The sequence below is a fragment of the Dysgonomonas sp. ZJ279 genome, from assembly GCF_011039205.1.
Lineage (GTDB): Bacteria > Bacteroidota > Bacteroidia > Bacteroidales > Dysgonomonadaceae > Dysgonomonas.
In genome coordinates this window covers 339668-365789 of sequence record NZ_JAAKEL010000001.1, presented here as the reverse complement: position 1 = coordinate 365789, position 26122 = coordinate 339668, and the positions used below count along the sequence as shown (strand labels likewise).

Annotated in this window: 21 protein-coding genes; 6 read left to right on the top strand and 15 right to left on the bottom strand. The window is 37.7% G+C overall.

What is annotated here, in order from left to right; genetic code table 11:
* Nucleotides 1–4 precede the first annotated feature (4 nt).
* Nucleotides 5–535, bottom strand: coding sequence for a DUF4199 domain-containing protein (locus tag G7Y57_RS01605; RefSeq protein WP_165020421.1), 531 nt, complete (start codon nt 533–535; stop codon nt 5–7).
* Nucleotides 536–614: 79 nt separating this feature from the next.
* Nucleotides 615–3095 carry an endopeptidase La gene (gene lon / locus G7Y57_RS01600; RefSeq protein WP_165020420.1) on the bottom strand — a complete coding sequence of 827 codons (2481 nt, stop codon included), beginning with the start codon at nt 3093–3095 and terminating at the stop codon, nt 615–617.
* A gap of 142 nt (nt 3096–3237) precedes the next feature.
* Between lon and G7Y57_RS01595 the strand changes: the two genes are divergently transcribed.
* Nucleotides 3238–3951 (top strand): tRNA1(Val) (adenine(37)-N6)-methyltransferase, encoded by a 714-nt coding sequence (locus G7Y57_RS01595; protein WP_165020419.1) that lies wholly within the window; start codon nt 3238–3240, stop codon nt 3949–3951.
* Between the two features lie 5 nt (nt 3952–3956).
* On the opposite strand, the gene G7Y57_RS01590 is transcribed toward G7Y57_RS01595, so the two are convergent.
* The 3 genes from G7Y57_RS01590 to panC are packed head-to-tail and all read right to left on the bottom strand — an operon-like array spanning nt 3957 to nt 6545.
* Nucleotides 3957–5291 (bottom strand): MATE family efflux transporter, encoded by a 1335-nt coding sequence (locus G7Y57_RS01590; RefSeq protein WP_165020418.1) that lies wholly within the window; start codon nt 5289–5291, stop codon nt 3957–3959.
* Nucleotides 5292–5322: 31 nt separating this feature from the next.
* Nucleotides 5323–5676 carry an aspartate 1-decarboxylase gene (gene panD, locus G7Y57_RS01585; RefSeq protein ID WP_165020417.1) on the bottom strand — a complete coding sequence of 118 codons (354 nt, stop codon included), beginning with the start codon at nt 5674–5676 and terminating at the stop codon, nt 5323–5325.
* A 20-nt stretch (nt 5677–5696) separates the two neighbouring features.
* Nucleotides 5697–6545 (bottom strand): pantoate--beta-alanine ligase, encoded by an 849-nt coding sequence (gene panC / locus G7Y57_RS01580; protein ID WP_165020416.1) that lies wholly within the window; start codon nt 6543–6545, stop codon nt 5697–5699.
* A gap of 230 nt (nt 6546–6775) precedes the next feature.
* On the opposite strand from panC, the gene G7Y57_RS01575 reads away from it, so the two are divergent.
* The 5 genes from G7Y57_RS01575 to G7Y57_RS01555 all read left to right on the top strand — a co-directional run bounded on the left by G7Y57_RS01575 (nt 6776) and on the right by G7Y57_RS01555 (nt 12780).
* On the top strand, nt 6776–7585 hold the full coding sequence (locus G7Y57_RS01575) for a glycogen/starch synthase (RefSeq protein ID WP_165020415.1): 810 nt from the start codon (nt 6776–6778) through the stop codon (nt 7583–7585).
* A 98-nt stretch (nt 7586–7683) separates the two neighbouring features.
* Nucleotides 7684–9084 (top strand): DUF4270 domain-containing protein, encoded by a 1401-nt coding sequence (locus G7Y57_RS01570; RefSeq protein ID WP_165020414.1) that lies wholly within the window; start codon nt 7684–7686, stop codon nt 9082–9084.
* Nucleotides 9085–9182: 98 nt separating this feature from the next.
* Nucleotides 9183–9497, top strand: a complete 315-nt coding sequence (locus G7Y57_RS01565; RefSeq protein WP_255491303.1) for a hypothetical protein — start codon at nt 9183–9185, stop codon at nt 9495–9497.
* A gap of 166 nt (nt 9498–9663) precedes the next feature.
* Entirely contained in the window at nt 9664–11952 is a 2289-nt protein-coding gene (locus G7Y57_RS01560; RefSeq protein ID WP_165020412.1) for a TonB-dependent receptor, read from the top strand.
* Between the two features lie 192 nt (nt 11953–12144).
* Complete coding sequence (locus G7Y57_RS01555) at nt 12145–12780, top strand: LysE family translocator (protein WP_165020411.1); 636 nt, start codon at nt 12145–12147, stop codon at nt 12778–12780.
* Nucleotides 12781–12790: 10 nt separating this feature from the next.
* On the opposite strand, the gene G7Y57_RS01550 is transcribed toward G7Y57_RS01555, so the two are convergent.
* The 10 genes from G7Y57_RS01550 to G7Y57_RS01505 all read right to left on the bottom strand — a co-directional run bounded on the left by G7Y57_RS01550 (nt 12791) and on the right by G7Y57_RS01505 (nt 26077).
* Nucleotides 12791–14194 carry a DUF6056 family protein gene (locus G7Y57_RS01550; protein ID WP_165020410.1) on the bottom strand — a complete coding sequence of 468 codons (1404 nt, stop codon included), beginning with the start codon at nt 14192–14194 and terminating at the stop codon, nt 12791–12793.
* A gap of 97 nt (nt 14195–14291) precedes the next feature.
* Complete coding sequence (asnS, locus tag G7Y57_RS01545; protein ID WP_165020409.1) at nt 14292–15695, bottom strand: asparagine--tRNA ligase; 1404 nt, start codon at nt 15693–15695, stop codon at nt 14292–14294.
* A 20-nt stretch (nt 15696–15715) separates the two neighbouring features.
* Complete coding sequence (locus G7Y57_RS01540; protein ID WP_165020408.1) at nt 15716–17173, bottom strand: pseudouridine synthase; 1458 nt, start codon at nt 17171–17173, stop codon at nt 15716–15718.
* A 53-nt stretch (nt 17174–17226) separates the two neighbouring features.
* Nucleotides 17227–18570, bottom strand: a complete 1344-nt coding sequence (gene purB, locus G7Y57_RS01535; protein ID WP_165020407.1) for an adenylosuccinate lyase — start codon at nt 18568–18570, stop codon at nt 17227–17229.
* A gap of 177 nt (nt 18571–18747) precedes the next feature.
* Nucleotides 18748–19854, bottom strand: a complete 1107-nt coding sequence (locus tag G7Y57_RS01530) for a DegT/DnrJ/EryC1/StrS family aminotransferase (RefSeq protein ID WP_165020406.1) — start codon at nt 19852–19854, stop codon at nt 18748–18750.
* 7 nt (nt 19855–19861) lie between these two features.
* Nucleotides 19862–21523, bottom strand: coding sequence for a DNA repair protein RecN (gene recN, locus G7Y57_RS01525; protein WP_165020405.1), 1662 nt, complete (start codon nt 21521–21523; stop codon nt 19862–19864).
* 15 nt (nt 21524–21538) lie between these two features.
* Nucleotides 21539–22681, bottom strand: coding sequence for a metallophosphoesterase (locus G7Y57_RS01520; RefSeq protein WP_165020404.1), 1143 nt, complete (start codon nt 22679–22681; stop codon nt 21539–21541).
* The gene (locus tag G7Y57_RS01515) at nt 22678–23820 is read right to left on the bottom strand and encodes a metallophosphoesterase (RefSeq protein WP_165020403.1); all 1143 of its coding nucleotides are present in this window, start codon (nt 23818–23820) and stop codon (nt 22678–22680) included. Before G7Y57_RS01515 ends, G7Y57_RS01520 begins: the two co-directional genes overlap by 4 nt.
* 156 nt (nt 23821–23976) lie before the next feature.
* A complete protein-coding gene (locus tag G7Y57_RS01510; RefSeq protein WP_255491302.1) occupies nt 23977–25131 on the bottom strand; it encodes a glycoside hydrolase family 99-like domain-containing protein in 1155 nt (384 codons plus the stop codon).
* A 259-nt stretch (nt 25132–25390) separates the two neighbouring features.
* Complete coding sequence (locus G7Y57_RS01505) at nt 25391–26077, bottom strand: zinc metallopeptidase (RefSeq protein ID WP_165020402.1); 687 nt, start codon at nt 26075–26077, stop codon at nt 25391–25393.
* Nucleotides 26078–26122 lie beyond the last annotated feature (45 nt).

The window sequence follows — 26122 nt, the reverse complement described above, 5'->3', positions numbered from 1 at the left end:
CCGGTTAATTATATTTTTTATTACCAAGAGCTCCTATCAATACACCAAAAATTAGCCCAATGAAGGTATTACCGATAAATTTACCCAATATATAAGTTCCTCTATTGTTGAAAATCGAATAAAGAATCTTTTTAGATTCGGCAAACTCTTCATCCGACATCATATCCATCTTCTTTACCTGCTCTATAGACTCGGTAAAAGGATGAATCATTTGGGCAAAATAACCCGGGTCGATAAACTTATAATGAAGGTATATCATTGCTCCTTCGAAAAAGGATGCAAAGAAACAAGCCAAAATAGTAAAAACAGCACATTGTAATGCCGATTTCATCTTTTCTGTATCGGATTCCTTATATCTAAAATAAAAAATATAGATAAGAAAGAAGGTCCCTGCATTCAGCAAATAATACAGATAGATAAAATGCTCCCAATAACTGGCTCCTACATAAACCAAATACTTAAAAGCCCAGAAAAGCCCCAATATAGCGCCATAGTGCATAGCGTAGTTGATTATCGATGCTTTCTTTTCTTCCATGTTTACTTTATTGAGGTACAAATGTAAGAATTTTGTTTAAAAAATAAGTGCAAATCTGGGATTTACACTTACTTAATTATCAATTTACCGATTTATTATCTTTCGCTACTAAATCGAGCGGATGCTTTATTTTCTCTTTCAACAAGGCTATATCGAGAACCTCTTTGATATCTCCAACATAATGAAACGTCAACCCTTTTAAATAAAGCGGTTTGATCTCCTCTATATCTTTTTTATTTTCTTTGCAAAGAATTATCTCTTTTATTCCGGCACGTTTAGCAGCTAATATTTTCTCACGGATACCACCCACCGGAAGCACTTTTCCTCGTAAAGTAATCTCACCTGTCATAGCCAGATTAGGTTTAACCTTGCGTTGAGTAAGAGCAGAAGCTAAAGATGTAATCATGGTTATACCAGCCGATGGGCCATCTTTTGGTATAGCACCCTCGGGCACATGCACATGCACATTCCAGTTTTCAAAAATGGATTCATCTATGCCTAAATATTGACTATGCGAATGAAGATATTCTAATGCCAAAACAGCTGATTCCTTCATAACATCGCCTAGATTCCCCGTAAGGGTGAGTTTACTACCTTTACCTCGGCTCAAAGATGTTTCGATAAATAATATCTCTCCACCAACCGACGTCCAGGCTAAACCGGTAACCACTCCGGCATAATCATTACCTTGATATTGATCTCTACTATATTTTACAGCTCCAAGATAATCTTGCAAGTCAGCAGGCTCTATCGTTTTCTTGTAATCCTCGTCAGAAGCAACTTTTCGAGCAAGTTTACGCATAAGCTCCGCGATTCTTTTATCCAATTCGCGAACCCCCGATTCTCTTGTATAGTTTTCTACAATCTTTTCTAATGTCTTCTTCGGAATATTAATCGCATCTTTTGTTAAGCCGTGATTTTCCAATTGCTTAGGAACAAGATGGCGGTAAGCAATTTCCACTTTCTCTTCGATAATATATCCACTAACATCTATCAACTCCATACGATCCAATAACGGTTGCGATATGGTAGATAGATTATTGGCTGTTGCCAGAAACATCACTTTCGACAAGTCGTAATCTATATTCAAATAGTTATCGTGAAATGCAAAATTTTGCTCTGGATCCAAAACCTCTAACAAAGCCGATGACGGATCACCCTTAAAATCTGATCCTATTTTATCGATCTCATCCAATACAAATACCGGATTAGATGAACCCGCTTTCAGTATATTCTGAATAATGCGACCGGGCATAGCACCGATATATGTACGACGATGTCCTCTGATTTCAGATTCATCATGTAATCCACCGAACGAGACACGCACATATTTGCGATTTAAAGCCTTTGCGACCGATTTACCCAAAGAAGTTTTACCAACTCCCGGAGGGCCATAAAGGCAAATAATAGGAGATTTCAAATCGCCTTTCAGTTTTAACACAGCAAGATGCTCTATGATACGCTCTTTTACTTTTTCAAGTCCGAAATGATCCTGATCAAGTACTTTTTGCGCATTCTTTAAATTGAAATTATCTTTTGTATATTCGTTCCAAGGTAAGTCGAGCAATGTCTCAACATAGGTATATTGAGTTGAATAATCAGGCGATTGAGGGTGTAAACGTTCCAGTTTACTTATTTCTTTCTCAAATGCCTGAGCAACATCCTTACTCCATTTTTTCTTCGCACCTCTGATTTTAAACTCTTCGATATCGGCTTGCTGTGGATTGCCACCCAACTCATCTTGAATAGTTCTTATTTGCTGTTGTAGGAAATATTCTTTTTGCTGTTGATTCAGTTCCTCTCGAGTCTTCATCTGGATATTGAGCTTCATTTCCATCATCTGAGTCTCGCGGTTGAGAATGACCAGCAAGTTATAAGCGCGTTCTTTCTCGTCGTTAATCTCCAGCAAAGCCTGTTTCTCAGCGCCCGATACCGGAAGGTTCGTGCAACAATAGTTTACCAAAACAGATTTAACAGATTCCGAGTTCATTCGCTGAATAAACTCTTTGGGAGGATCTCCATACATGCGTAGCATCTGAACCATTAATTCACGAATAGAATCAAGTAATGCTTTATATTCGGAATCGGTTTTCAATGCGGGAACACTTTCTAATATCTCATAACGTCCTTTTAAGAACGGTTCTGTTTGCGTTACATCTGTCAATCTGAAGCGCTTTTTACCTTGGAATATAACGGTAACATTATCGCTGTCGGGTAACTCGATCACACGTATAATTTCGGCAATAACACCCACCGGATACAAATCGTCCTTTTCCGGATCGTCTATGTCGGAATCCTTTTGACAAATAAGGCCGACCAACTTGCCTTTTTGGCGGTTAGCGGCTTTTATCAGCTTCATCGACTTTTTCCTTGCCACAGCAATCGGCGAACTTGTTCCCGGGAATATAGCAGTATTACGAAGGGGTAGAATAAACAATTCTTCCTTCAAATCCTTTTCGTTTATATAGCAGTCTCCATCGATCAAATCGGTTGTAATGATTGAAATAACAGGTTCATCACTTTCACCAATACCTAGAAGATCTTTCTTATTTTTAAACATATTTATGTCCTTTTTATATATTTCTCTTTTAAATTTAAGAGGGTGTAAAAGTACAGAATTATAACTAACTTTGTCTGATTATAGAGCAAAATCTATGCCAAGAGTTTAAAAGTATAAGAATCTGTCAGTTTGATCAAACCGCATGGCTAATCCGTATTTTCAATTTAAACAATTTACTGTCTATCATGACCGATGCGCCATGAAAGTAGGTACAGACGGCACATTACTTGGTGCATGGACCAAACTGGAAGGCGCAAAGAGAATACTTGATGTAGGAACAGGCTCCGGTTTAATATCTTTAATGCTGGCACAGCGAAAAAACGATACTGAAATAGATGCAATAGACACTGATACAGATGCTGTGGAGCAAGCTAATGATAATATAAAACAATCACCTTTTTTCAAACTCATCAAATGCCAACATATATCATTTCAGGATTTTGCAAAACGGAATAGTATCAAATATGATGTAATTGTTTCTAATCCCCCATTCTTCCTGCAATCGTTAAAATCGCCCGATAAGCAACGCACTTTAGCACGCCATACCGATAGTTTATATATTGAAGAGCTGATTGCCCTATCCTCAAAGCATTTGGCAGATAACGGACATTTGTCTATAATATTTCCTTACGAGCAAAAGAATACCCTTATTACTTTAGCTGCAAAGAGTGGACTCTATATATCTCACATTACAAATATCTTTCCTACCCCTATGTCTACAGCCAAAAGAGTGCTAATGGAATTTTCAAAGGCAAATATTCCTTTAGTAGAGGATGATCTGGTTATTGAAAAAGAAAGGCATGTATATACTGATGATTTCAAAAATCTAACGAAAGACTTTTATTTGAAGCTGTGACCCTACTAAATTCGCTTATTCTGCCACCTCGCATATCTGAGGTAAATAAAAGACAAAACGAGCAGGCCACCCCAATATACATACTCAACAGTCCAACATACTGCAACCGAAGCTTGCTTATACATTACGATCCAAATCATATAGAGGATATAGGCCACAAGAGTTATCACTTCCAGACAAAGAGCCGCACGTGTATTTCCGGTTCCTGATATAGAATTAAATATTACAGTGCTGACACTACAAATAGGTAAAGCTAACACAACTACCAGCAAAGGATTTACTGATAAGCCAATTAATTCCGGCGAATCTTTGGGAGTAATAAATGATATCCAAAATTCGGGCATAATGGCAGTACAGAGCATTACAATAAATATAATCCCTATACTCAAGCTGCATATTTTTTTAACAAGTGGTATCACATCTTTTATCCGTCCAGCTCCCATCGTATTTCCGACCAGCGTATTGGCAGTCGTAGCGAAGGCATTCATCGGAATAAAGAATAGCATATAGAAATTACGAACGATATTTGTTATAGTCAGCGCATCGACCGAATGCTTCTCCATTGCCATAAAGAACAGAAACCAAGTGGACATAGATATCAGATACTGCACCATCGTAAAAGACGAAATATTTAATATACTACGTATTATAGAAAATCTAAACCGCATTTTCATAAATCCGTATCTCTTCAAATCGACTGTCTTCAATGTGTAGATAACAAAGAACAGGACTGAAGCTATTTCAGATATAACGGCAGCAATACCGGCACCTTCGATACCCATTTTAGGGAATCCAAAATTCCCGAAGATTAGCACATAGTCACCTATACAGTTTACGACTGCCATAATTACAGCATTCACTGTAAGGACGCGAGTACGGGCAATACCGACGTAAAATGCACGGAACATTACATTTATAGAAGAAAAGAACAATCCGAATATACGCCACGAAAGATAGGCTTGCATAGCTTGATATACTTCTGCCGAGTCTATATATTTAGGTAGGATAAACTTTGTCATTAAAGACGAGCCCACCACAAGAATGAGAGCAAGTAACTCTAAAAACAAAACACCTTGTATGACAATACTTCCTATTTTATTATGATTCCCCTCTCCATTACGACGACTGATCATTATCTGACCACCGATACTGAAACCGAAACACAACGTAAAGAAAGCAATGTAATAAATACCGGCTAAACCGGACGCGCTCTGCGCAACCTTAGCTCCTTCACCAATAGATGCAAGAAAATAGGTAGCGGTTACCTGAACTACATTTTGAGCCAGCAACCCGAGCATTATAGGAACGCTCACCCGCCATATATCTTTATAGGAGTACATAAATGTGGAAAAGTTAGTAGAAAAAAACTTGTTATTTCACAAGCTTATTTGTTTTAGTATCGGGAAATGCCACCCATGGTTTGAACAATTTAGCTTCTTCGAAATCCATTTGAGCATACGACATAATGATAACAATATCACCCGGTTGCACTTTTCTCGCAGCAGCTCCGTTAAGGCAGATTGCTCCCGAACCGCGCTCACCTTTGATAACATAGGTTTCGAGACGCTCACCATTGTTATTGTCGACTATCTGTACCTTTTCGCCTTCTATCAGGTTCACGGCATCCATCAAATCTTCATCAATAGTAATACTTCCTATGTAATTTAAATTAGCTTCAGTTACTGTAACTCGATGTAATTTCGATTTTACAACTTCTACAATCATATCTTTCTACTATTTAGCTATTATGCTTTAATATAAACAATATCATCAATGAGGCGTACTTCTCCGCAATATACGGCTATACATCCTACAACGTAATTGGCTTCTGACCAATCAGTAATAGATTGTAGCGAATACCCGTCTACAACCTCAAAATACTCGACATCAAGACCGTCGAATGAATTTATAGTTTCAACTACTTTTTTCACCAGGTCTTGGACAGAATAATCACCGACCCATATTTTACTTTGAAAAAGAACCTTCGATATATTTATCGCAATCTCTTTTTGCTCAGCCGTCAGTCGCTCGTTACGGCTACTCATCGCCAACCCCGAATTCTCGCGGACAATAGGCATAGCGACAATTTCCACATGTAAGGCAAGTTGCTTAACCATTGCCCGGATAATCGCTAACTGCTGAAAATCTTTTTCACCAAAATATGCTTTATCGGGTTTTACAATATCAAACAATCTGCTTACCACTTGTGCTACCCCGTTAAAATGTCCGGGACGATGCTTCCCTTCCATCACCTTGTCGATCTGACCAAAGTCGAACTGACGGGTATCAGGTTCCGGATAAACCTCTTCTTCGGATGGAGCGAAAATTATCGAGACTCCTGCCTGAGTAAGATATTGACTATCCCGCTCAAGGTTACGTGGATATTTTACAAGATCTTCCTTATTATTAAACTGCGTAGGATTAACAAAGATGCTAACTACACAAATATCATTATCGATAAGACACTGCTTCACTAATGATAAATGTCCGGCATGAAGCGCTCCCATTGTCGGAACGAAGCCGACAGTTTTACCACTTGTTCGCAGAGCCGAAATCGCCTCCTGCAACTTACTAACGGTGTGTATTAAATCCATTCTTTTAGTCTATATATTCCTAAAGAGGATACAAAGCAACTAAATATTTATGTAACGGTGAAACAATCATTCTTTTTTGTTTTCAAATTTAACGTAGACAGATATCTAATAATTCATAACAATTGAGATAAAACCAAAAAAATCAGCAATTTGTTAAGTCTGGTTTGCAAATAACAAGATTTTTTTTTATTATCTTTGTGCTTTCAATTCAGTTCTGTAAAATAAGACAAATGAGCACAAAGAAAATTTTATACATTACCCAAGAGATAACACCTTATCTTCCGGAGTCTCCAATCTCAGTAAATTGCCGATACTTACCACAAGCTATACAAGAAAAAGGTAAGGAAATCAGGACATTTATGCCTAAATTCGGTAATATCAACGAGAGAAGAAATCAACTCCATGAGGTTATCCGTCTTTCGGGAATGAATTTGATTATAGACGACACCGATCACCCTCTTATTATCAAAGTTGCCTCTATACAAGCAGCCAGAATGCAAATCTACTTTATCGACAATGAGGATTTTTTCAAACGCAAAGCTACAACCGCAACAGACGAAGGCGTTGAATTCACAGATAATGACGAGCGCAGTATATTCTACATAAGAGGAGTGTTGGAAACAATAAAAAAATTACGCTGGATACCTGACGTTATAGACTGCCATGGATGGATGACTGCACTTACCGGTCTTTATATTAAAAAAGCATACGCTGACGATCCTTGCTTCAAAAATTCAAAAATTGTATACTCATTATACAATGACGACTTTAAACAACCTTTCAGTGCTAATTTTGCAAATAAATTAAAATTCGACGGAATTAAAGATGCAGATGTTGCCGACTTGACAAAAGGAGAGGTCAGCTATGAGGCTCTTTGCAAGTTTGCTATGCAATATGCTGATGGAATCATACAAAGCGAAGAAACAATAAACCCTACCGTACTGGAATATGCCAATGCTTCAGGTAAAAAATTCCTTCCTTACCAAGGAGACGTTGCGGCTTCGGTGGATGCAATCAATAATTTTTACGATAATATTTAAAGTATCTAAAATAAAACTAGAAAAATACTGTTTATCTTTTGAGAACAGTATTTTTTGTGGATATTTGATGCCCAAATTCATTTAATAATTAATTCTGAATGAAAATAAAGACATTATTAGGTTTTATAATAGCACTTCTTGCTATAAGCTTTATCGCTTGTGATGACGATTTACATTCGGTTGGAAGCTCTATCCAGACCGAGAGTGACAGTATATACGTTAGTGTTGACACTGTTGTGATCACAGCAAAAACTATTTCATTAGAAGATCGCATTTATGCTCGTACAGCAGCAGGAGTTCTTGGCGAGTATATTGATCCGATATTCGGAAAAGTTAAATCAGACTATCTGTCTGAATTTTATTGTCCTAAAGACATGGCATTCAAAAACAAAACATTTTCGATAGATTCTGTACAAGTAAATGTTGTTTTTTCGAGCTTCAGCGGAGATTCCACAAATCTAATGGGAATATCTACATACGAACTTAACACGCCATTAGTAAAAAACTTCTATACAAATATTAATCCAAAAGATTTTTATGACCCGGCAGATCTATTGGGTAGCGGATCTTTTACGGTTAATGATGCATATCAAATAAAATATAGCGATGGCTCTGTTGGACCTAGAATGATTACAACGCAGGTAGATACACTTTTCGGACAAAGATTCCTTAAAGAGTGGAAAACAAATCCCGGAACATTTAAAGATTCAGAATCACTGAGAAAGACATTCTTCCGCGGAATATATGTTACTACTAACTTTGGTAATGGTACGCTTCTAAATGTTAGCAACACTACATTAGATATTTTTTATAAGTATGTAGGTCGTAATAGTGGTGACACTGCAGATTCAATCAGAACTTCGATATTCAGCCTTGCTGTGACACCGGAGGTTATACAGATGAATCGCATTCAAAACAAAATAGATCCGGCACTTTTAGAAAACACCGATCTTACAAGATCTTATCTGAAAACACCTGCAGGTGTAGCTACCGAGCTGACCATTCCGTTAGGTGAGATAATCAGAAAAATGGGTGCTAATAAAATAGTAAATTCAGCGACATTCAACATAAAAGGTTTCACTGAAGAAGAGACTGCTTCAAAATTACAAAGACCGGCAATGCTTTTATTTGTAAATAGCGATTCTCTTCCGACTTTCTTCCCGAATAAGAGACTTGAGAATAATATATCGAGTTTCCTTATGCCAAGAAATACAGGTACAAATACTTACGAATTCTCGCTTAATAGCTATAATATATCCCAGTTGATCAATTACTATGCCGATCATTATAAAAACATGGACAAAAACTCTATCCCTGATCTCAAATACACCATAATACCGGTAAACAGGCTTACGGAAAGAGTTGTTTCAGGATCTTCGTATGTAAATGTGACATCAGGTATCTATAACTTAATGAGTCCTACATCTGCTATATTGAGAACAGATGAGAAAAACATGAAAATGGGACTTATCTTTAGTAGATATTCGGACAGAGAATAACCTAAATAAAATTGATTGCAAATAAAATAAAATACACAGCCAGATTATTACTCCTGTTATACATAGGATATTATGGCTGTGTTTCTTATTTTGTACATATGCACGTATACCAAGGTGCAATATATGTACACTCTCATCCTTACAACAAAGCGACTCAAAATCCGGGAGATAAAGACATACCTCCCTTTGAAACGCATAGCCACAATGCAGCAGGATTTTTCACGCTTAATCAATTATCCAATCTTACTTCTTTCGAGGCTTCGGGCAATACAATAGCGTTCGTCCATCTATCTTTTCGGGTAATACCTTACCAACAGCCCATATTAAGCGAAGTTTCCCCAATAGAAGTCCCTTATTTCAACCTAAGAGCTCCTCCTTCTACTCTTAATTCTATCATCGGCATTCTTTCTTAATAAAATTCTGAACAGAATCCATATTGATCGAGATAAACCTATCCGATCTTAATTCATTACATTTTATTTATTCATAGTCTGAAATAATAATTTATTGCAGGCGATGATTTGGCGTATAAACTAGTTCTAACCCATCTGTTTATAGCCATATAACATATATACTGACATGAAAAAGATTATACTTTTATCATTTTATATAGTGTGCTTTCTCAGCATATCGGCTCAACAGCCAAGAGCTTCAGCAATAAAAGGGCATGTTCTCGACAGCCAAACCGAAGAACACCTACCAGGAGTTATCGTAAAAATAGAAAATACCGAGCGTGCAGTTATGTCGGACGAGACAGGACATTTCTCTCTGAATAATATACCGGCAGGCACATATATACTAACCACACAATATTTAGGTTATGCAAGTTCGAGATTGGAGGTGAACATAGCTAACAATGAAACGAAAAATGTAAGTTTATACATAGAACCCGAAAGCCAGCTCTTAAATGAAGTTTCAGTTGAAGCCTCAGCCAGAGCTTTAAACAGAAAGCTATCACCAGTCGTAGTAAACCAATTGACAACAAAAACATTTGAAGCAACCAACTCCGTATCTCTTTCTCAGGGATTAAATTATATGCCAGGACTTAGAGTCGAAACGAACTGCCAGAACTGCGGAACGCAAGAAGTCAGAATCAACGGGCTGGAGGGACAATATTCTCAAATGCTGATGGACGGTCAGCCCATCTTCAGTTCGTTAACGCAAATGTACGGCTTAGAGCAATTGCCAACCAATATGATCGAACAAGTAGAAGTTATTCGTGGAGGAGGTTCCGTTTTATATGGATCGAATGCCATCGGGGGTGTCATGAACATAATAACGAAAGAACCGGAAAAAAATTCATATCAGGTCAGATATAACCTATCTATGATAGATGGAAAATCTGCAGACAATACCGTGTTCCTCAATTCATCATTTGTAGACAGATCCAAAACATCGGGAATTTCGCTTTTTGCCAATATGCGTAGTCGTGATCCTTGGGATGCTAATGGTGACGGTTTCTCCGAAATTGGAAAAAACAGAGCTTCATCTATTGGGTTAAGATCGTTTGTAAAACCAACTCTTCGCGATAAAATAACTTTCGAATACCATTATATATCTGAATACCGAAGAGGGGGAGACAATATGGATAAACCTCCTCATCAAGCTATGATTGCAGAAACTACAGATTATTATATCCATTCGGGAGGTGCGGGATACACTCACCTTAGCGAAGACCATAAGAAAAAACTATCTATACATGCGTCCCTCCAAGACACAAGAAGAACGGGATACTACGGAGCAGGTTTTGATCCGAACGGATATGGAAAAACATATGAGATAGCTGCGACCGGAACTGCTTTGTACGAAATCAACATGGATAAATTATTATTTATGCCTGCTAAATTCACTATCGGATATACACAAGAATATACGAATCTGAATGACTCTATCCATAGCAGGGATATCAAACAAATAGTAAATATCGGTAGCCTATTTGCTCAGAATGAATGGAAAGATGATAACCTGACACTTATCCTAGGAATAAGAGCCGACAAACACAATATGCTTCACAACATCAATATCATTCCTCGTGGTAGCCTACGTTACAAATTGACAGAGAAGATAAACTTAAGAGCCGCCTATTCGATGGGATATCGCGCACCTCAGATAACAGCGTCAGATCTTGATGTACCTATTATAGGAGGCAGTGCTACCATTACAGTTTTAGATAAAGATCTCAAACGCGAATATTCGAGTTCAATAAACGGTGGGGCTGATTTCACTTTTTATAATGATAAAATCTATTCGTATTTTTTAGTCGAAGGCTTTTACACAAAAATAAATAGAGTATTCATTACTGAAGAAACAGGCAGCGACGAACAAGGTAATACAATTATGACCCGCAAAAATGGAGATGGAGCTTATGTATATGGCGTAAATATGGAAGCTACAATACAGCCTGTCAACTGGCTAGAAGTGCAAGGAGGATTTACTCTGCAAAGAAGTAGATACACTGTTCCTATAAGCTGGTCTAGCGAACCGACACTTCCTCCTGTGAAAGAAATGCTCCGTTCTCCCGACACCTATGGATTTTTCACGGCAACTGCCACCCCTAAAAAGAGCTATGCCGCATCACTATCAGGTGTATATACAGGCCCTATGCTTACCCCTCATTTTGCAGGAGCAGAAGGAATAATGGTAGATAGAACAGTAAGAACGCCGAGTTTTATGGATATGACTATTAAACTATCCTATTTTTTCAATCTGAATGCAACAAATAATCTGGAAATAAATGGTGGAATCCAGAATATGTTTGATCAGAGGCAAAAGGATTTTGATAAAGGACCTAATAGGGATTCAGAATATATTTATGGACCATCGCTACCCAGAACATTCTTTATAGGACTGAAATTAAGCTCCTTATAACAGAAATGAAGTACTGTCAGATTAACATAATATGGCAGTACTTTACTATTTTAAATAAATATAACACGGGTTATTAAGTTTTTGATAGTATCTTTGCCTTGATGAGCGGGCAATATTTCGCATATGTATTAGTTATTCAACCAATTTACGGAATAGAAATATGACGGAATACTTACCAGAAAAAGGTAATTGATGTTAGAAATCATTATAAAAGGATTATTCATTGGCTTCCTATCCTCTGCCCCTATGGGTCCTGTAGGAATGCTTTGTGTACAACGCACTTTGAATGATGGAAAAAAATACGGACTAGCTACTGGATTCGGAGCTGTCGGCGGAGATATGATTATCGCTTTTTTCGCCATAATAGCAGCACTAGGGCTTGGCTTTAGTACCGAATTTATTCAGCAGCACGAAGGTCCTCTAAAAATCATCGGTAGCCTTGTTCTCATAGTCTTCGGTTATGTCATTTTCAGAAAAAATCCGTCTAAAAGTTTAGCTAAGCTTAGCGAAAATAAAAAATCATACTGGAAAGTTTTTGCATCCTCCCTTATCCTCACCATTTCAAATATAGCAACCCTCTTTCTTTATATAGCCCTTTTTGCACGCTTCAATGTTATTGACGCTAATAAGTCGTTCCTTTTCGATCTGGTAACTGTGCTTTTCATCGGCGTAGGAGCATTTTTGTGGTGGCTGCTAATTACATATCTCGTAAATAAATTACGCAGGAGATTTAACCCCAGAGGACTTCAGATTTTCAATCGGATAATTGGAACTATTTTAATTTTGGTCGGAATAGTCGGAATCTTCTCAGGCTTGACTATTATATAACGTTATGTAACTATTCTTGCAGTGATTCTTTAAATACGATCTCTATACCATAATAACCATGCATCATGTGCCTCGAAAGAACCTCTTCGGTATGTACAAACTTTGTATCGGCAATGTATCTTTCAAATTCGCAAGTCGTAGCACCTTCCCTTTTAGCTTTTTCAACTAACATCTGCCTTTCTTTATAAACAGAATAAAATCTGCTTACATCTTTTGCCGCCAAATAAAACGAGAAAGCGAAAGCAATAAATCCGACCGTGAGCATAGAGACTCTTATCTGACGCAGGAACTTGTTTTTATAATCAAAATTATAAAACAAAATACCAATAGCTATTATGAAAAATGTTAGAATACCGAACCATGCCCGAGGAGGAAACGATGGGGAGAATATCATTGTATAGATAGCAGCTAAAGCTCCAACTAAAAAGATTAGAGACAACTCCAGGCTATCTTTCGATTCTTCCCTAGAGAAACGTCTAGAGAGTACCCAAATAACTAAATAAGATAGAATAAGTATTCCATAATCAGTAAACAGCGTCAATGTATGCATCAAAAGACGATAGCATATAATGAACAGACCTAGATGTCCAGCCTCTCCTGCTCTGACAGCATTTCCGGGTGCAAGAATCATAATAATATATCCTATCAATGCTCCTATCAGACCTGTTATCGCCCATACGGGAATATCCCATTTTCGGGAACGATAATAAATTAAAAATAAGATTGCCATAAGCAACATTGCACCTGCCGTATTCTCATTTGTCCATCCCGCAATAAAGGCGAAGATAAAAAAGGTGATAGAACAGATTATCATAGAAATTCTATTCAGTTTATGACCATTATAAAGCCTGAAAGGAAGAAGAAATAGAAGAATAAGGGTTGTTCCCCATAAATAATTAGCACTGCCTGTGATCCAGAGAATAGTATCTCCAAACGCAGGTTGAATGAACCAGATTGCCAGATTGACTAATATAAATAATAATATGCTACCTGCTTTTCGCCCCTTTATAAACCAATAAATAAGAAAAGTATAAGCCATATATGCCAGCGTATTCAACAAATCGATAACAAACGGAGGTAATAACAAGAGTGCTTGTGCTATAAAATGAACTACACTGCGCCCACCCCACATATAATAATGATTGTATTGAGACTGAAAGATATCACCTATTGAGGTAACGCGTGCACCATCCTCGGCATGAATATAAAGATAGCCAAAATCATCGGCTGTCATTGGCGTAAAAATATTGAGAATAAGAAGAATACTAAAGCAGATTAGTATTACCAAAATCCATGATATATTTCCCGACAACTTATTATGACTGATAGACGTAAACTTCGATTCTAATTTATCATATAAATTGCTCACAAATGCAACACTGCGGTTAAATATATCCGGTTGTACGAAATTCATTTTCTTCCTTGTAAAGTAACATTAGCAAAAGTAATATAAAAAACAAAAGCAGCAAGAATTAAATCCTGCTGCTTTTACATATCGTATTATTCAAATATCAAAATTCTGCATTGTTAGGAGTGCGAGGGAAAGGTATTACATCACGGATATTTGCCATACCTGTAATAAATAATATCAAACGCTCAAATCCTAATCCAAATCCCGAGTGAGGAGCTGTTCCAAATTTACGGATCTCGGTGTACCACCAGATAGAATCTACATTCATATCCAATTCTTTCACACGAGCCATTAATTTATCATAGTCTGCTTCACGTTCCGATCCGCCAATGATTTCACCAATCTTAGGGAAAAGTACATCCATTCCGCGAACAGTTTTCCCATCCTCATTTTGTTTCATATAGAAAGATTTAATCTCTTTCGGATAATCTGTCAAAATAACAGGGCGTTTAAAGTGTTTCTCTACCAGATAACGCTCATGTTCTGATTGAAGATCGGCACCCCAATAAACAGGGAACTCGAATTTCTGTCCTGATTTCTCAAGAATATCGACACCCTCGGTATAAGTTAAACGCACAAAGTCGTTTTCAACAACAAACTTCAATCTGTCTATAAGTTCCGCATCGTATTTTTCAGATAAGAAAGCGATATCGTCAGCACAGTTTTCGAGAGCGTAACTAATCAGATACTTCATAAAATCCTCAGCCAAATCCATGTTATCATGAATGTCGTTGAATGCAACCTCAGGTTCAATCATCCAAAATTCGGCTAAGTGGCGCGGTGTATTTGAATTCTCGGCACGAAATGTCGGCCCGAAAGTATAAATACCACCCAATGCCATTGCTCCAAGTTCTCCTTCAAGCTGACCCGAGACTGTAAGGTTTGTTTGCCCTCCGAAGAAATCCTCTTTATAATCAATCGCTCCTTCTTTCGTGCGGGGAGGATTATTTACATCGAGTGTAGTTACCTGAAACATGGAGCCTGCACCCTCTGCATCAGAACCTGTTACAATTGGTGTGTGAAAATAGAAGAATCCATTATCATTAAAGTACTTATGTATTGCATAAGACATGTGATGGCGTATACGAAAAATAGCTCCGAAAGTATTCGTACGAGGACGCAAATAAGCAATCTCCCTTAAAAATTCTAATGACGGACCATTTTTTTGTTTTTGCAAAGGATATTCTTCCGGATTAGCTTCTCCGTAAATCTCGATTGTTTTCGCCTGAATTTCGCAATTTTGTCCCTGACCTTGAGATTCAACCAAAAGTCCTACAACATGGAGGCATGCACCGGTGCTTATTCTTTTGAAGAATTCTTCGCCAAAAGTTTCTACATCTGCTACAACCTGAATATTATTTATTGTGGAGCCGTCATTCATGTGAATAAATTTCACAAATTTATTACCACGCATAGTACGGACCCAACCTTTTATGCTTACTACTGCGCCTAAATCAGGCTTACGAAATATGTCTACAATCTTTGTTCTACGAATAGTTTCCATGTATCTTTAATTTTTATTTCTCACTCAAAAGCTCCCATACGAAGCATATTCACTTCTTTTTCCGACAGGTAACGCCATTTTCCACGTTGTACATTTTTCTTCGTTAATCCGGCAAAATAAACACGATCCAGTTTTACAACCTGATAGTTCAGTTTTTCGAATATACGACGTACAACACGATTACGGCCAGAGTGAATTTCAATACCAACCACATTTAATATATCTTCTGCCTGATAAGCGATTGAATCTGCATGAATTTCTCCATCGTCGAGCTCAACACCATCGGCAATAGTTTGCATATCTTCTATTGTAACATCACGATCAAGAGTTACCTGATATATTTTTTTCTTTTTGAATTTCGGATGCATTAGCTTTGATGCCAAATCACCATCATTTGTCAAAAGAAGTACACCTGTTGTGTTTCTATCAAGACGACCTACAGGATAAATACGCTCAGGGCATGCACCTTTTACCAGATCCATTACCGTAGTACGATTTTGAGGATCATCCGATGTTGTCACACAGTTTTTAGGCTTGTTAAGCAATACATATACTTTGCTTTCGAGACGTATCGGTTGATCGTTGAAAGTAACCATATCTGCACGTGTCACTTTAGCTCCTAATTCATTTACAACTTCTCCATTTACCTTGATTACTCCCGATGTGATAAGAGCATCAGCCTCACGACGAGAACAAACTCCGGCATTAGCCAAATATTTATTCAAACGTAAAGGAGTACTTGGATCTACATTTTCTTTATACTTAACAGGCTTCATCAGTTTCTTTGGACCGCTTGGCTCCGGACCGTTGAAACCTCTTGAACCACTTGCATTATTGTATGATGAACGACCATCATTCGTTCTGAACGAAGGACGACCGCCTCTATCCTGATTGCTTGGACGACCACCACCGCGATTGTCATTACCACCACGATTATTAGAATAGCCTCCGCCTCCACGGTTGTTCGAGTAGCCACCACCGCCGCGATTGTCAGAGTAACCGCCACTTCTGCGATCGTTAGAATAGCCACCACCACGATTATTATCTGAATAACCGCCACGATTATCATTTCCTCCGCGATTGTTAGAGTAGCCACCACGATTGTCAGAATAACCACCGCTACGATTATCTGAGTAACCGCCACCACGGTTGTCAGAGTAGCCACCACCACGATTGTCGGAATAACCTCCGCCGCCGCGATTATCTGAATATCCTTGATTACTATAAGGGCGTCGTTCGCTATTATCTCTTCTTTCGTAAGATGGTCTTGATTGACTATCTGATGAGCCGTAAGATGAGCGAGATGATCCTTCCGAATTTGATTTGTAAGGATTTCTGTCCCTATCAGAAGCCGGAGCATCATAGTTTTGCTTGCGCAGATCACCTACGCGCGTGCGTTTTTTCTTTACTGAATCTGATCCATTTGATGAAGAGTCACCATCACGGCTTTCTCTTTCATTACCATTGTCTGTTACCATTTCTTTTCTGTTTAAATAAATTGTTATTAAAATAACCTCACGGTTACGTTTCTTTATATACCTGTATAGGTATGAGGTGTTATTTTTCTTAATTCGTCTTTCACGGAATCACTCACGTTCAGCCCATTTATAAAATCGGCAATAGACTTCCCTGTTATAGCTTCGTTCGTACGGGTAAGTTCTTTCAAAGCTTCATAAGGCTTTGGATAACCTTCGCGGCGAAGAATTGTTTGAATACCTTCGGCTACCACAGGCCAGCAGTTTTCCAAGTCTCTGTATAATGCATCCTTGTTCAACAATAATTTATCCAAGCCTTTCAACGTGCTTTGTAGCGCTATCACTATATGCCCCATAGGCACTCCGATATTACGCAATACTGTCGAGTCTGTCAAATCTCTTTGCAAACGGGATATAGGCAATTTAGCAGATAGGTGTTCCAAAATAGCATTTGCTATTCCGAGGTTTCCTTCTGCATTTTCAAAATCAATAGGATTTACTTTATGAGGCATCGCTGATGATCCTATTTCACCTTCCTTGATCTTTTGTTTGAAGTATTCCATAGAGATATATTGCCAAAAATCTCTATTTAAGTCGATCATAATAGTATCAATACGTTTCATTGCATCAAATACCGCAGCCAGATTATCATAGTTAGAAATTTGAGTTGTCCACTCTTCTCTTACTAAACCTAACTTTTCCGAAACAAATTTATTACCAAAAGCTTTCCAGTCATAAGACGGATAAGCAACATTATGAGCATTATAATTCCCAGTAGCCCCACCAAATTTAGCAGACAATGGTACCGATTTTAATATTGCCAATTGTCCTTCGAGACGACTGACAAAAACCATTATCTCTTTTCCTAAACGAGTCGGAGAGGCCGGCTGACCATGTGTTTTTGCCAACATAGAAATATCAGCCCAGTCGTTTGCTTTAGCCTTAAGCTTGGTAATCAATTCTTCTACCATTGGGTAATATACTTCATTCAAAGCATCTTTCAACGAGAGAGGAATAGACGTATTATTTATATCCTGAGATGTTAGCCCGAAGTGAATAAACTCCTTATAATCATGCAGGTTTAAAATATCAAATTTTTCTTTAATGAAATATTCAACAGCCTTTACATCATGATTTGTAGTTTTTTCTATTTCTTTTATATTCAAAGCATCTTCTTCCGTAAAATCAGATACAATTGATCTCAATTGAGGAAAAACATTTTTATCTACATTTTTCAACTGAGGAAGAGGTAATTCGCATAATGCGATGAAATATTCAACCTCAACTAATATCCGATATTTGATTAGTGCATATTCGGAAAAATAAGAAGCCAGATTATCGGTTTTACTACGATAACGGCCATCGATCGGAGATATGGCTGTCAGAGGACTTAGTTTCATTCTATTATAAGGAATTTTGTGTTTTTTAAAAACAGTATATATTATTCTTTTTCATTCGATATCACTACCTACTATGTATGTACTGCAAAGATATAATAAAAAACATTCTCCGCTTTTTTAATAATGGAAAAAAACATTAAAGAAGTGCATAAAATGCGAGAAAACAAGTCTGATTATTTATTTCAGATCATTTATACACGAGACAATCTTATCCATCTCTTCATTTGTCAAGCTTGGATATATGGGAAGGCTTAATATTTCATCCTGCAATTTTTCAGAAACAGGTAGACTATCCCCCTCCAATTCTTTATATGCAGGTTGCTTATGAATGGCCATCGGATAATGAATTTGAGTCTGAATACCATCCTGTAAAAGAGCTGTTTGCACTTTCATTCTTTGCTGACAACGGATTGCATAAATATGAAAAACATGACTGTCATAATCCGATATTATCGGCAAAATAACCGCCTCGTTTTTTATATTCTCAGAATAATATCTGGCTATCTCTTTTCTTCGATTGTTATCATCATCCAGATATTTCAATTTAACTGATAAAACCGCAGCTTGCATTTCGTCCAAGCGAGAATTTAATCCTTTATATTCGTGAAGATATTTTTTACTCGATCCATAATTCGACAGGCTGGCAACAATCCCTGCCAATACGCTGTCATTTGTTGTAACTGCCCCTGCATCACCCAATGCCCCCAGATTCTTCACCGGATAGAAACTAAAAGCTGCTGCATCTGCCAAATTACCTGCTTTCTTACCTCTATAAACTGCACCATGTGCCTGAGCTGCATCTTCTATAAGTTTAAGATTATACTTTTCAGCTAGTTGTGACAGTTCGTCCATCGGCGCAATCTGTCCATAAAGGTGAACAGCGATAATAGCTTTAGTCCGACTCGTTATTTTTTTCTCTACCGAAATAGGGTCTATATTATATGTCGCTATATCGCAATCGGCTAATACTGGTATAAGTCCGCTCTGTGAAACGGCCAACGCTGTTGCAATAAATACGTTCGCCGGTAGAATAATTTCATCACCATCTTTGAAGATATCCATTTCTTTGTATGCCAGCAACGTCAATCGGATTGCATCCAAACCATTCCCTACCCCTACGCAGTAATCTACGCCACAGTATGAAGCAAACTCTTGCTCAAATTTCTTCTTCTCTTCGCCTAAAATATACCAGCCAGAGTCTAACACCCGCAATGTAGCCTGCCGTAATTCAACAGCATATCGCTCATATTCTCTTTTCAGATCAAGAAAGGGGATTATACTCATCTTTATTCTATTTATGACCTAACATTACTTTGGCATTTTGCACAGCAGCATCTGTGAGAGTAGCGCCACTAAGCATACGCGCCACTTCTTCGAGACGTTCCTCATTAGACAGTTTGATAAGATTAGTTGTCGTTGTTTCTGCATTATCCGACTTGTAAACTCTATAATGGACATTACCTTTTGCGGCAATCTGCGGCAGATGAGTAATAGCAATTACCTGCATATTCTGTCCGAATTCCTGCATGATTTGCCCCATCTTGTCAGCTATTTCACCTGATACACCTGTATCTATTTCATCAAAAATAATTGTAGGTAAAGCTGTTGCTCCTGCAATCATCGATTTCAGACAAAGCATAAGACGTGAGATTTCACCACCCGATGCAATGTCAGATACGGGTTGCAAAGGTATATTCTTATTTGCAGAGAATAGAAACTGAAGATGGTCTATCCCTGTAATATCGGGTTGTGCTTTGGTTGTCAATTTACATTCGAAACGAACGTTAGGCATTCCCAACACAGCTATTTTATCCACTAAATCCTTTTCTATCGATTCGGTTGCCTTTGCTCTTTCTTCGCTTAGGCTTGCGGCTAAACTAAGCATCTTTACTCTATTTTCAGCGACCTCTTTTTCCAACTTTTCTATCTGTAAATCAAACGAATCAATATTTTCTATCTTTAGTTCCAATTCATGATAAAGTTGAATCAAGTCTGCGACAGATGACAATCGATGTTTCTGTTGTAGGCTATAAATAAGATCTAAGCGATTGCTTATTTCGAGTAATCTATTCGGATTAAATTCCACATCGCCAGCCAATCGCTCCAATTCGGAACTTAGATCTTTCAGATCAATATATGCAGTCTGTATACGCTGCGATATTTCTTCGGCTTTTGTATAGACTTTTAGTAATGTTTGAGAAACCGACAGACTTTCTTTTAGTTCGGGGACAATACCTCTTTCATCATCCGACAATAAGATGTGGCACTTATACAAAGCCGATTTTATTTCCTCAGCATGATTTAATGTTTCCTGTTCCAATTCAAGTTCTTCCTGCTCTCCTTCAACTAAAGATGCTTCGTGCAAGGACTCATATTGAAAACGTAAATAATCCTCTTCTTCTTTGCTCTTTCTTACAGAATCGTTAAGCACTTCAAGTGCTTTTTCCGATTGTTTATATAGCTTAAAAGCTTGTTGATATTCTTTTAACAGCTTTTTATTTCCAGCCAGAACATCGACTACCTGCATTTGAAAATGATCTTCAGCTAGCAGCAGGTTTTGATGCTGCGAGTGAACATCTATCAGCTGACTGCCCAACTCTTTCAGATCAGTTAATGCAACCGGGGTGTCATTGATAAAAGCACGCGATTTTCCCGACGAAAGAATCTCCCGACGAAGAATATAGTTATCTGCATCATATTCTATATCTTTTTCTTCGCAAAATTCGCGGAGATCATAAGCTGACACATCAAACACACCTTCTATAATGCATTTATTTTCTCCTTGCTTTATGGCTTTTATATCGGCACGCTGACCTAAGATAAGAGCCAAAGCTCCTAAAATAATTGATTTTCCGGCTCCTGTTTCTCCTGTTATCACAGAGAACCCTGCCTCAAAATCTATTTCGAGACTATCAATCAGTGCGTAATTTTTTATGTATAGAGATTTTAGCATTGCTAAATATAATGATCATTTATCAAACTTCACATTCAAAACCATAATTTCAGAGACTGTACCAATGCGATACTGCGGACCAGCCAGTCCTAATCCCGATGTCACATAGATATGTGTATTATCTTTCTTCTTATATCCGTAACTCAACTCATAAAGCCTTTTCACTAGGAAATTGTTAGGAAATACCTGCCCGTCGTGTGTATGCCCATACAAAGCAATGTCTGCTCCGGCAGCGACTTCTTCTTGCAAACGATGCGGCTCATGGTTTATTACAATAATCGGATACTGCCTGTCCACTCTTTGCATTATCTGAGACAATGGTTTACGTGTTAAACATTTGTCATCTTCACGCCCTACAACGTAAAAAGAGTCAGCTATAAAAACAGCTGTATCCTGAAGCAAAGTTAATCCACTTTCGTCCCTCAGCCACTTTATTTTCTCATTTTCTTCCTCTTCGGCCAATTGAATATATTCATGATTTCCCGTAGAAGCAAACACGCCAAAAGGAGCTGATAATCGTTTAAATTCTTCCTCCATTTTTTGCTCTCTCACCGACTTGAGATCATAATCGATTATGTCTCCGACAAGCAGAATCATATCAGGCTTTTGCTCCATTATCTTATCGACATACATTTTTAAAATATCTCGGTCGATCAGATAGCCAACATGAATATCGGCAGCAACTACTATTTTTAGTTTTTTGACTTCAGGGGAATATTTATCAATAGTCAGATTCAACTCTTTAACGACAGGATGGCGAAACTTATAATTACCATACGCCATCGAACTTAAGACTACGAGCAATGACATACAAAAATAACTAAGCCTCAATTTCTTATTTTGCAGATCGACAGATCGGGGAAATATTTTTTTCTTTTTATTTATAAAGCGAAATAAATCGTAGATAAGTAACAACGAGCCTGTATAAATAATAAAAATCATCCACGAGGTACCAATCCACGTCAGATCGTGTAAATACTCGAAAGGAAGACGGTGAGAACCAAAGTATCCTACAAAATAAACTAATAATTCGAATATAAATACCAGAGCAAAAGGTATCTGTATAAATTTACGGTTCGGCAAAGCCTGCCGTCCACGCCAATAAATATAGGCATTAAGCAGAATCTGTATAACTATTGCATTGAAAAAAACTCTCATAGCTTCTTATTTATATCGATAACTACATATTCGGACTGTGTACCAATACGGAATTTTCCACCCCAGAGACCGATACCCGAACTAACATATATATTTGTATTTCCTTTCTTCAAATATCCATGATCTATCTCATAGAGTGCATTTGTAATCATAGAGATGGGCCACACCTGCCCTTGATGCGTATGTCCCGAAATCTGCAAATCAACATCTGCTGCTTCTGTTTTTTCGAGATTATAAGGCTGGTGATCTAATACAATAATAGGTTTAGATTTATCAAGATTGGCTACAAGATCGGCTAGAGGTTTACGACGCAGATTGGATCGGTCTTCGCGACCAACGACATAAAAACAACTATCGATCTCGGCTACCGAATCGCGAAGTAAATGTATACCTGCCCGATTGATAAAATCCATACTTTCCTTGGCTCCACTGATATATTCATGATTACCCATACAGGCATAAATACCCATTGGCGCTTTTATTTTCTTAAAACTCTCTGCAAAATTACCTTCATTGAGCGGACGGATACTATTATCTATAATATCTCCTGCTATCAGCACAATATCGGGCTCCTCTGCATTAATCAGATCAATCCACCCTTCCAGTTCTTTCTTGTTTATTCCATAGCCTAAATGTAAATCACTTATGGCAACGATTCGCAATGGTCGGAATAAACTAGAGTCTGCCATCGTTTTTTCGATTGTCAGCGAAAGTGGCACCCGAACCTTCCATTGATACTTAAGGTAACCACAAATCATTAGCATCGCAATAAATCCGACCATAAGCCCCAATCCCATCCAGTTATCTTTCGTATAACGGGTTAGTGCATCGCTAGGCATAAAATGAAGGACACGATTGGTCAGCCCAAACAGATCTTTGAAAAAGATTACAATAAAAGCATAAATCAATATAAAAACCCAAGAAGTCCCTATCCGATAGAAGAATGACGCCATACCGACCGGCATAGCATCGCCGACTAAGAAGGATATGAACAGTGACAATATCGCAATACTAGCAAATGAAATAAGGCATATCCGACCAATCAGATTAGGAGGCATAGCCACCCACAGACGGTGAAAAACGTAAAAGTTTGCGGCAAAGTATAAAAGTATTATAGGAATAAAGATTATAGCTTTCATCGATAATTTAATATATTGTATTTGGACGAGCAAAGATAAAGAATCCGATGCACAATAATTTACTAAAAGTAAAAAAAGAAAGAGTCAACCTTAATAACATAAGAGGCCGGAAGATTGTTTTCTTCCGGCCTCTCTTAGGCTATTAGCCTGAGTGAATTATTCACCTTTAAAGACTTTCTTTACTGCTTCAAGATATCCGTAGCCAAAAATATTACATGGTTGGAGGTAGCTGGTTTCTGTCCATTCATTCCAACTATTTATAGTAATAAGAGGTGCCTGATCGGGATGACTATCTACATATTCTTTTGCCATCTGAAGTGTTTTCTGAAAGTTCTCCGGTGTATTATTTTTCACAACGGCACTAGACCCTAAACGCGGGCTATTATCCCATCCAACACTTACATGGGGATAATATTTAAAATCAAAGTTAGCATCAATTCGTGCCCATTCTTTTTTCACAGCTTCCATTATTGCCATGTAATCCTGATCTACATTTGTAAAATGAACAAACTGATAGTGAGTAGCACTCGTAAAACCCAGCTTTTTCACAAACTCTCTTTCCGGATTTTCGGTTTTACTTCCATCGAAGCCACTATGATTAAGATTTATAGACCACATTGTAAGTTGTAAATCGACACCCGGAAATCCCGCTTTTTTAGTTTCGTCGTTAAACCATTTCAGAGCACTTACAGTTTCTTCCACACCTCCAAGCCCCGAGATCAATTGCGGTATATCATAGATCATAAATACCGGCTTGCCCTCAATTTTATAGTATTGAGGATGCTTAAAATATTTCTCAATATTACGCTTGCATATTTTTTCGAATTCCTGCCTGTCTACTTTTCCTTCCCAAATAATATTAGGCTCGTGCGAAATACGTGTATCCCATGTATTCCCAACATCGTGATTAGCCCACATAAGATAGAATTTCATTTTTTCTACATTATCGGCCTTCAGAAACCCATTATTGAGTGTTGTTTCCATAAAAGGACGATTATCGTACCAATACCAGTCAAAAATAAAAACATCCACACCATGTTTGGTCGCAGCTTCTATCTCCATAGACATTACCGACGGATCGGCTTCGTTGATATACCCCCAGAGAGGTTTCCTGTTCCAATAATGCCCCGGATTACGCTCCTGCATATTAGCCACTGTTTCCCACTCTCCTATTCCTTTTGGCCAAAACGGAAGTAAACGAGGATCATCCGACGCATAAGCTGGATAGAGAAATGCAGCAACATCGTATTCCTTCTGTACTGTCTTTACGTTTTTCTGTGCAGAAATATCTATACTACTGATAAGTTGCATAAAAACAAACATTAAAAAACTTACCACTAATCGGTTATTAACATGTACCATTTTGAATGTGATTTATATTTAGCAAGTATTAGCTTCAATTATCAAATAAAGGGTTATAGATATTTACAAATATAAAATATTGATTTACAATAGAGTTGTTATATCTGATTCTATAATTTTAATTAATGATACAATAAAACATAAGCACAAAAAAAAGAGCAACCAATATTAGTTACTCTTTTCCCGTTTATTTATAAAGAATCAGTTATTATGAACGCCTGCTACCGCTTAATGCTATCGTTACATAGTAAACTAATGTAGCGATAGAACCAAGAGCAGCGACAACATAAGTATATGCAGCCCATTTCAATGCATCTTTGGCCATATCATGGTTATTCACGTTGGTTATACCAGCCGTATTAAGCCATGTCAAAGCTCTGCTACTTGCATTTATTTCAACGGGTAAAGTTACAACACTGAATATAGTTGTTAAGGCAAACAAGCCAATACCAACCCAGATGAGTGTAGGAAACGAGTTTATCAATAAAACTCCGGCTAAAATGACCCACATCACCCATTTAGACGAAAAGCTGACAATAGGCACAAGCGACGAACGCATTTTCAATGGTCCGTATGCACGTGCATGTTGCACTGCGTGTCCGCATTCATGGGCAGCAACTGCTGCGGCAGCCACACTATTGCTGGAATAGACTCCTTCACTGAGGTTAACAGTCTTATCACCCGGATTGTAATGATCTGTTAACATCCCTCGTGTCGAGACGACTTTCACATCGTAAATACCATTATCATGTAGCATTTTTTCTGCGACATCACGTCCTGTCAAACCTCGATCGATAGGAACATTAGAATATTTCTTGAATTTGCTTTGTAACATTGCCGATACAGCATAACTGACAATAGCAATGATTCCGAATAGTATCCAATTTAAATACATAGTTTGTTCTTTTATTTTTTATAGTCAATAACCTATTATTTATTA